The 8,337-nt window shown below is 58.8% G+C and carries 7 protein-coding genes and 1 tRNA gene; 6 read left to right on the forward strand and 2 right to left on the reverse strand.

Annotated elements, in window-relative coordinates; translation table 11 throughout:
- A partial coding sequence (gene sseA, locus ACIQ0G_RS08595; RefSeq protein WP_397577551.1) for a 3-mercaptopyruvate sulfurtransferase occupies positions 1-735 on the forward strand: 735 nt, incomplete at its 5' end.
- Positions 690-1,916 (forward strand): cystathionine beta-lyase, encoded by a 1,227-nt coding sequence (gene metC, locus ACIQ0G_RS08600; protein WP_397577552.1) that lies wholly within the window; start codon positions 690-692, stop codon positions 1,914-1,916. The genes sseA and metC, both read left to right, overlap by 46 nt.
- A gap of 3 nt (positions 1,917-1,919) precedes the next feature.
- Here the strand turns inward: metC and ACIQ0G_RS08605 are convergent, their stop codons facing one another.
- Positions 1,920-2,789 (reverse strand): 3-hydroxyacyl-CoA dehydrogenase NAD-binding domain-containing protein, encoded by an 870-nt coding sequence (locus ACIQ0G_RS08605; protein ID WP_397577553.1) that lies wholly within the window; start codon positions 2,787-2,789, stop codon positions 1,920-1,922.
- Positions 2,790-3,022: 233 nt separating this feature from the next.
- Here ACIQ0G_RS08605 and ACIQ0G_RS08610 point away from each other — a divergent pair, with 233 nt between their 5' ends.
- Together ACIQ0G_RS08610 and glpX are read left to right on the forward strand one after the other, a co-directional pair.
- On the forward strand, positions 3,023-4,342 hold the full coding sequence (locus ACIQ0G_RS08610) for a homoserine dehydrogenase (protein ID WP_397577554.1): 1,320 nt from the start codon (positions 3,023-3,025) through the stop codon (positions 4,340-4,342).
- Positions 4,343-4,562: 220 nt separating this feature from the next.
- Positions 4,563-5,540 carry a class II fructose-bisphosphatase gene (glpX, locus tag ACIQ0G_RS08615; RefSeq protein ID WP_397577555.1) on the forward strand — a complete coding sequence of 326 codons (978 nt, stop codon included), beginning with the start codon at positions 4,563-4,565 and terminating at the stop codon, positions 5,538-5,540.
- Here glpX and ACIQ0G_RS08620 read toward each other — a convergent pair.
- Positions 5,534-5,995: a flavodoxin family protein gene (locus tag ACIQ0G_RS08620; protein ID WP_397577556.1), complete on the reverse strand. Its 462-nt coding sequence runs from the start codon at positions 5,993-5,995 to the stop codon at positions 5,534-5,536. The two genes, glpX and ACIQ0G_RS08620, sit on opposite strands and share 7 nt — an antisense overlap.
- 71 nt (positions 5,996-6,066) lie before the next feature.
- Here ACIQ0G_RS08620 and recJ point away from each other — a divergent pair, with 71 nt between their 5' ends.
- Both recJ and ACIQ0G_RS08630 read left to right on the forward strand, forming a co-directional pair.
- Complete coding sequence (gene recJ / locus ACIQ0G_RS08625; RefSeq protein WP_397577557.1) at positions 6,067-7,833, forward strand: single-stranded-DNA-specific exonuclease RecJ; 1,767 nt, start codon at positions 6,067-6,069, stop codon at positions 7,831-7,833.
- Between the two features lie 66 nt (positions 7,834-7,899).
- Positions 7,900-7,974 (forward strand) — tRNA-Glu (locus tag ACIQ0G_RS08630).
- Positions 7,975-8,337 lie beyond the last annotated feature (363 nt).

The raw sequence follows: 8,337 nt of genomic DNA on the forward strand, positions 1-8,337 counted from the left end.
GCCGAATATGAAGGTGGCCATATCCCCGGCGCTGTTTTCATGGACTTGCAAGAACTCGCCGACGCAAACAGCAGCCTGCCCAACACATTGCCGCCGCCAGAGAAATTTGCCAGCCGCATGCAATCGCTTGGCCTGGGCGATGGCAGCCGTATCGTTGTCTACGACGACAGCCCGTTCAAATCGGCAACGCGCGCTTGGTGGATGCTGACCTTGTTTGGCGCACATGATGTTGCGATCCTCGATGGTGGCATTGCAAAATGGAAAGCCGAAGGCCGCGCGCTCGAAACCGGCAAGCCTACGTTGCGCCACCGCCACTTCACTGTCTGGAAAGACGAAAAGGCCGTGCGCAACAAAGCAGACATGCTTGCCAATTTGCACAGCAAGGAAGCCGATGTTGTCGATGCCCGTGGCGCAGGACGATTTACCGGTGAAGAAGCTGAACCGCGGCCTGACATGGCTTCGGGTCACATCCCCGGCAGCCGCAACTTGCCCTTTGGCAATCTTTTGAACGCAGATGGCACGTGGAAACGCGGCGATGCGTTGACCCAAGCCTTTACCGATGCGGGCGTTGATTTGAACAAACCCATGATCACAACCTGCGGCTCTGGAATGACCGCAGCTGTTGTTCTGTTCGGCGCGCGCCTGACCGGTAAATCCGACGTTGCCTTATATGATGGCAGCTGGTCCGAATGGGGCTTGGACAAGGATACCCCCAAGGCGCAGGGTGCGGCTTGAGTTCCAAAAAGCCTCAAAAGCCAGCCACGAAAACAGTCACTGCAGGGCGCAAGGCTTCGCTCACGGGCCCCGTCGTGAACGTACCTGTTTGGCGCGCCAGCACACATTTATATGAAAATGTGGCTGAGCTGGAGGCGGGCAAAGGGCGCAACGAAGACGGCCGCTTTTTCTACGGCCGTCGTGGGTCGCCGACGCAATGGTCCCTCGCCGACGCGCTGACCGCAATGGAGCCTGGTGCGCATGGGACCATGCTGTATCCGTCGGGTGTCGCCGCGATTGCTTGTGCCCTGCTGTCGGTGCTGAAGGCGGGTGACATTTTGCTGATGACCGACAACGCCTATGATCCAAGCCGGTCTTTGGCTGACGGGTTTTTGAAGCGTTTCGGGGTTGAAACCCGATATTTTGACCCACGAACCACCGATTATGACGCGCTATTTTGTGATCGCACACGCGCCATATTGCTGGAATCACCCGGCAGCCTGACATTTGAAATGCAGGACATTCCTGCGATTTGCGCCGCTGCGAAAAAACGCAATGTCGTCACCCTTCTCGATAACACATGGGCAACATCCTATTTCCATACCGCGCTCGACAAGGGCATCGATATGGCGATTTTGTCGTGCACCAAATATATTGTCGGCCACAGCGATGTGATGATGGGCAGTGTCACCACGCACTATAAATTATGGACCAAATTGCGCCAAACCGCGCAGCAACTTGGCCAGACCGTTTCACCCGACGATGCCTATCTGGCGAGCCGCGGCCTGCGCACATTGTCGGTGCGGATGAAGGCGCATGAGGCTTCTGCATTATACATTGCGCAATGGCTGCAGACACAGGCCGATGTCGCGGCCGTTTTCCATCCCGCTTTGCCCGATTGCCCCGGACATGACATTTGGAAACGCGACTTTACCGGATCATCAGGATTGTTTTCATTTATCCACACCGGCGACACGGCAACCGCAGCGGCCTTTGTCGATGCGCTGCAACTGTTTGGCATTGGCTATAGCTGGGGCGGGTTTGAAAGCCTTGCGTTGCCCGTCCAGCCCGAAAAATACCGGTCAGTCGTGGCGTGGGATAAGCCCGGCACACTGATCCGCCTGCAAATCGGGCTTGAGGACACAGATGATCTTATCGCCGACCTTGGCCAAGCATTTGAAGTGACCCGCACCCAACGATAAATATCAGCGTGTCGGCTGCGGCACTTCGCCCGAATAATCGTAAAATCCACGCTTCGTTTTGCGTCCGAACCAGCCGGCCTCAACATATTTTTGCAACAATGGCGCTGGCCGGAATTTCGGATCGCCTGTCGATTGAAACAGCACATTTGTGATGTCAAGGCAGGTGTCGAGGCCAATGAAATCCGCCAATGTCAGTGGCCCCATCGGATGGTTAAGGCCCAATTGGCACGCGGTATCGATATCGCGCATAGTGGCAACGCCTTCACCCAGCGCGAAACATGCTTCGTTGATCATCGGCATCAGCACGCGATTGACGATGAAGCCGGGGGCATCATTTGCAAACACCAATTGCTTGCCCAATGCTTCGCCATATTGGCGGACGACATCGACCGTTGCATCGGTCGTCGCCAATCCGCGGATGATTTCAATCAGGCCCATGACAGGAACCGGGTTGAAGAAATGCACGCCAATGAAACGCTGTGGGTCGGGCGATGATTGCGCCAGCCGCGTGATAGGGATGGATGACGTATTGGACGCCAATACAGCCTGCTTGCCCATGACCGCGCCCACCGATTCAAATATCTTGCGCTTGATTTCTTCCCGCTCGGTTGCGGCTTCAATGATCATCCCGGCATCGGCCATCGGTTCATAGCTGGCAACCGGTTCTATGCGTGACAACAGCGTTTCTGCATCGCCCGCCGACATTTTTTCTTTGGCGACCAGACGGCTGAGTGCCTTGGCGATGCCAGCCTTGCCTTCTTCGGCCTTCGCCAAATCAAGGTCCGACAAATAGACATGATAGCCAGCGCCCGCGCTGACCTGTGCGATGCCCGCACCCATTTGACCTGCTCCGATAACGCCGACTGCACGCATTTGCCGCTCCCTGTAAAACCAATCCATGGCCCCTAGCGAATGATGGGTCACAGGGCTAGCTTACTCCCACCAAAAAGACGTTGGCGCGCATCGCTGTGCTGTTTTCGCAGGGGCGATAGGCCCTGTGCAGTTTGTCCAGCGGTCACTTTGCCGCAAGCCGGGGCTGGCAATTCAACACAAATCCGCTTAAGCGCGGCGCAAATACGCATTCTTTCGGCAGGAAATTAGAAGCTATGTCCACCCTCTCTCGTATCGCCCCGCTTAAGGTGGGTCTGGCTGGTCTTGGGACAGTAGGAACCGGCGTCATCCGCCTTCTGGAAGAAAACAGCGCCTTGATCGCGCGCCGGGCGGGCCGCGAGATCCAGATTGTTGCCATCACCGCGCGCGACCGGACCAAAGACCGGGGCGTTGACCTGTCCGGCTATCGCTGGGTCGACGATATGGGCGAACTCGCCACCGCAGACGATGTCGATGTCGTCGTTGAACTTGTCGGCGGGGCTGATGGCCCAGCGCTGACATTGGCGCGCGAAACGCTGACAAACGGACGCGCCTTGGTAACAGCCAACAAAGCCATGGTCGCCCATCACGGCGCTGAGCTGGCGGCTCTGGCCGAAAGCAAGCAGACCGCGCTCAAATTTGAAGCTGCTGTCGCCGGCGGTATTCCCGTGATTCAGGGCTTGCGCGACGGTGCCGCCGCCAACCGGATCGATCGCGTTTATGGCATATTGAACGGGACCTGCAATTTCATCTTGTCGACCATGGAGCGTGACGGCCTCGACTTTGCGCAGGTGCTATCGGACGCGCAGGCAAAGGGCTTTGCCGAATCTGATCCCTCGTTCGATATTGACGGCATTGACGCCGCGCATAAGCTTTCCATTCTGGCCTCGCTCAGCTTTGGTTCTGTCATTGATTTTGGCGGCGTCGAAGCGCGCGGTGTTCGCAAAATACTCGCCGCCGACATCGCCCAAGCAAAGACGCTGGGTTATCGTATCCGCCTGATCGGGCTTGCCGAAATCGACGGCGACAATGGCGCGGCGAATATTTTCCAGCGCGTTGAACCATGCCTTGTCCCGCTCAGCCATCCGCTGGCGCATGTCATCGGCGCCACCAATGCGGTCGTGGCTGAAGGCAACTTCTCCGGACGCCTATTATTCCAAGGCGCGGGCGCAGGAGACAAGCCAACGGCATCCGCGGTTGTTGCTGACCTTGTCGACATTGCGCGCAAGGAAACTGGCCCCGCATTCTCGATGCCATCGGCCGAGCTTGAAACGCTGCCGCGTGCGGCCTCGGCACACCGGGTCAGCAAATCCTATTTGCGTATGGTGGTCGCTGACCGCGTCGGTGTGCTTGCGGAAATTACAGCCGCGATGCGCGATGCGGGGCTTTCGATTGAAAGCCTGATCCAGACCGAAGCTGGTGACGATGGAACGGCCTTGGTGGCGATGGTCACCCATGCTGGGCCAGAGCAAGCAGTCAATGATACGCTTCAGGCACTCAAGCATTCCGATAGCTTGCTTGGCGAGCCAATGGTCATGCACATTTTGGGCGGATAAGCTTATTGGGGTGGCGCGCGTTGAATGCTTGCCGCAACGCCATCTTCAGCCTTGGAGGGTTGCGCCGCCGCGGACCCCATCACCACGTGCGCAACAAAAATGGCGACAACTAATCTCGACAATTGGCGCGGCCTTCCCTATCGAACCCTAAATCCCAAAATGCCGTTCCATTTGGGGTGCAAACTTCGCACCCTGACGTTCAAATAGCTAGGAAAATACGATGACTGCAGCAAGCCAAATCCTCGACCGCGTGCTTGTCCTGGAAATGGTCCGCGTGACCGAAGCCGCGGCGATTGCCGCAGCCAAGCTCATCGGACGTGGCGATGAAAAAGCAGCAGATGCCGCTGCCGTCGAAGCCATGCGCGCGGCGCTCAACGAATTATATATGGATGGCACAGTTGTCATCGGCGAAGGCGAACGCGACGAAGCGCCCATGCTGTTTATTGGCGAAAAGGTTGGCTCCGCCATCGGCAGGGGCCCACGCATCGACATTGCGCTCGACCCGCTTGAGGGCACAACAATTACGGCAAAGGCCGGACCAAACGCATTGGCCGTATTGGCCGTGGCGGAAGAAGGCAATCTGCTCAACGCACCCGATGTGTACATGGACAAGATTGCCGTCGGCCCGGGCTATTCGCCCAACATCGTCAACCTCGACAAAACGGTTGCTGAAAATGTGCATGCAGTTGCCAAGGAAAAGGGTGTCGCTCCAGGCGAACTCATCGTTTGCGTACTCGACCGCCCGCGTCATGAAAAGCTGATCGCCGAGCTGCGGGCGCTTGGCTGTGGCGTGATGCTGATCCCCGATGGCGACGTTGCCGGTGTCATCGCAACAACCAATCCCGATACCACAGTCGACATCTATATGGGCAGTGGCGGTGCGCCAGAGGGCGTGCTTGCAGCAGCAGCCCTGCGCTGTGTCGGCGGCCAGTTCAAAGGCCGCCTGCTGTTCCGCAACGACGATGAACGGTCGCGCGCGCGCAAATGGGGCATTGAGGATCTCGACAAGATTTACGATCTGGAAGAGTTGGCAAAGGGCGACTGCATCTTTGCAGCGACGGGTGTCACCGACGGTTCGTTGCTCGCTGGCGTCAAAACGTTACGCGATGGCCGGGTCACCACAGAAACCGTCGTGATGCGCGCATCGTCAGGCACCGTACGCTGGGTCAAGAGCGAGCATCGCAAGGCTGATCAGTAAATACCCATTAGCAGCCCCGTTGCGATTTGTTCGCCGAGGTCCGCTGCCGCCTGTTGATCGGCCTCATTGATGGTCTTCGGCGCCAAAATGGCTTCCGACGTCTGTGCATGGGTGCAGACGATCCTGCTCTCCGCAATTTGCCGCAAGCGCCATCCTGTCGCGATGCGCTCCGCCTGCGCCACCGCATTGCGTCCGTCCGATCCGGCGCACACAATCATCGCATAAGGCCGCCCGTTGAGCGCGCCAAGGCATGGATAATAGCAACGGTCAAAAAAGCTTTTCATACCGCCGCTTATGGCCGCGAGGTTTTCGGGGAATGCGAACAGATATCCATCCGCCGACATAACCTGCGTGGCACCCGCATCTGCTGCGTTGACCATTTGGGCATCGACGCCCTGCGCACGGCGCGCACCGTCATAGGCAGCGCGGGCCAACGCCTCGGACCCGCCCGTCATACTATGCCAGATTATCAACAATTGCCGCATCGACGCTTGCTAGCACCGCTGGTGCGCCATAGGGAAGTAGGATGAAGCCCGTACTCGATATTAACAGTTCCGTTCTTGAGCAAGCCTGGCATTGGCGCGGCGGCGGCACCGATGGACGCGATCCCGATTTCCAGCCCGACGATCTGGTGACCCAGTTGCTGATGGCGCGCGGCGTCGACCGCGACGATATCGAACGGCACCGCAACCCGACGATTCGCAATTTCATGCCTGACCCATCGATATTCCAGGACATGGAACATGCCGCGCTGCGCTTGGCGCAAGCGGTCGAAGCGGGCGAACAGATTACCGTCTATGGGGACTATGACGTCGATGGCGCGACCAGTGCCGCGTTGCTCATCCGCCTGCTGCGTATGCTGGGGCTTGATGCGGGCTATTATATTCCCGACCGGTTGATGGAGGGCTATGGCCCGTCTGGTGAGGCCCTTGTCCGCATTGGCGAAAGCGGCAGCCGTCTGATCGTGACCGTCGATTGCGGCGCGATGGCATATGACGCGCTTGCGCAAGCCAAGGCGGCCGGACTTGAGGTCATTGTTGTCGACCATCACAAATGCGCCAGTGAGCTTCCTCAGGCCTTTGCACTCGTAAACCCGAACCGCTTAGACGAAACCGACGAGGCGGCGGCCCACGGGCATCTGGCGGCGGTTGGCGTGGCATTCCTGTTGGGCGCGGCGCTCATCCGCACGCTGCGCACGCGCGGCCATTTTGCAACCCGCGCAGAACCCAAGATCATGGACTTGCTCGATTTGGTCGCGCTGGGCACCGTGGCGGACGTGGCGCAGCTCAGGGGGCTGAACCGCGCCTTTGTCGCGCAGGGGTTAAAGGTGATGGCCGCGCGCCGCAATATCGGCTTATCGGCGCTCATTCAGGCGAGCCGCCTGACCCGCGCACCTATTTGCTCCGACCTTGGCTTTGCCTTGGGCCCACGCATCAATGCAGGCGGGCGTGTGGGCAAGTCGGACCTTGGCGTGCGGCTACTGACAACCGAGGACGCGGCGGAGGCGCAAGAGATTGCGCTTGAGCTCGATCGGCTCAACGAAGAACGCCGCGCGATTGAATCGGTGGTTCAGGAACAGGCTGAGGCTATGTTGGCGGGGCAGCACAACCGCGCGGTGGCATTGCTGTCGGGCGAAGGCTGGCACCCCGGCGTGATTGGCATTGTCGCGGGCCGGATTAAGGAAAAAACTGGAAAGCCTTCCATCGTCATTGCCGTGGACGAACATGGTGTCGGCAAGGGGTCAGGCCGATCAATTGCGGGCGTCGATTTGGGCGCCGCGATCATATCTGCTCGTGAGGCTGGGTTGCTTGAGGCAGGCGGCGGCCACGCCATGGCCGCGGGGCTGACCGTGTCGCATGACAAAATTGATGCGCTCGCCGACTGGTTGGACGCGCGGCTGTCGGCAGACGTTAGCAACGCATCGGGATCCAAGGCGCTTTTGATCGACGCCATCGTCGCGCCGCGCGGCCTAAACCCGATTTTTGTCGACGCGATGGAATCCGCCGGCCCCTATGGCATGGGCTGGCCAGGGCCGCGCGTCGTCACGGGGCCGCTGCGCATCATCAAGTGCGATATTGTCGGCAAAGACCATGTCCGCGCGATCGTCGCGGGCGACGACGGGCAGTCGTTTAAAGTGATGGCCTTCCGTCAGGGCGAGACCGTTTTGGGCCAGACAATGCTGCACGCAGATCGCGGGCGACGCTACTGGTTTGCGGGCCGCGCGAAGATCGACGATTGGGGCGCAACGCCAAAAGCGGAGCTCCACGTCGACGACATCGCATTCGCCGACTGAAATTGCGCGAACTTGGCCTTGACGAGTGCATAACGAATCCGTAAAGGCGCGGCTCGCCAAGCGATTGGCCCCTTCGTCTAGCGGTTAGGACGCGGCCCTTTCACGGCTGAAACACGGGTTCGATTCCCGTAGGGGTCACCAACTTTTTGCACGCTATGAGCGGCGCAGGCTTGGTCTTCCGGACATATTGAAACTTAGCGTGACGCCGTTATTTGAGCGCGCGCGTTCCGACGTTATCTGCAGTTGGCCATCCAATGCGTCGCGAAATGCGCAGACGGTTGTGGGCGCGTTAGGCGCTAAAAGGCCTTTTAACATTACGCAGTCCGTTAATGCGGCGCACCCATGTCCCACTTGCACCGTACTGACATCCATGGCAGTAAACATTAACCGCGCAATTAAACAGGAATGAAGCCCATGGCCCTTGCCCATAGCGAAGCTGCGAACCCGCATTGGGTGCCGCGCAAAAAGATTGATGAGCTTGCGCATATTCCTGGCGAAAATGGC

Source organism: Sphingorhabdus sp. (genome assembly GCF_044354325.1).
GTDB lineage: Bacteria > Pseudomonadota > Alphaproteobacteria > Sphingomonadales > Sphingomonadaceae > Sphingorhabdus_B.

Bases quoted from the DNA above. Each gene is read 5' to 3' on its own strand.
- metC (WP_397577552.1), top strand. From the start codon at position 690: ATGGGGCTTGGACAAGGATACCCCCAAGGCGCAGGGTGCGGCTTGAGT.
- ACIQ0G_RS08605 (WP_397577553.1), bottom strand. From the start codon at position 2,789: ATGCGTGCAGTCGGCGTTATCGGAGCAGGTCAAATGGGTGCGGGCATC.
- ACIQ0G_RS08610 (WP_397577554.1), top strand. From the start codon at position 3,023: ATGTCCACCCTCTCTCGTATCGCCCCGCTTAAGGTGGGTCTGGCTGGT.
- glpX (WP_397577555.1), top strand. From the start codon at position 4,563: ATGACTGCAGCAAGCCAAATCCTCGACCGCGTGCTTGTCCTGGAAATG.
- ACIQ0G_RS08620 (WP_397577556.1), bottom strand. From the start codon at position 5,995: ATGACGGGCGGGTCCGAGGCGTTGGCCCGCGCTGCCTATGACGGTGCG.
- recJ (WP_397577557.1), top strand. From the start codon at position 6,067: ATGAAGCCCGTACTCGATATTAACAGTTCCGTTCTTGAGCAAGCCTGG.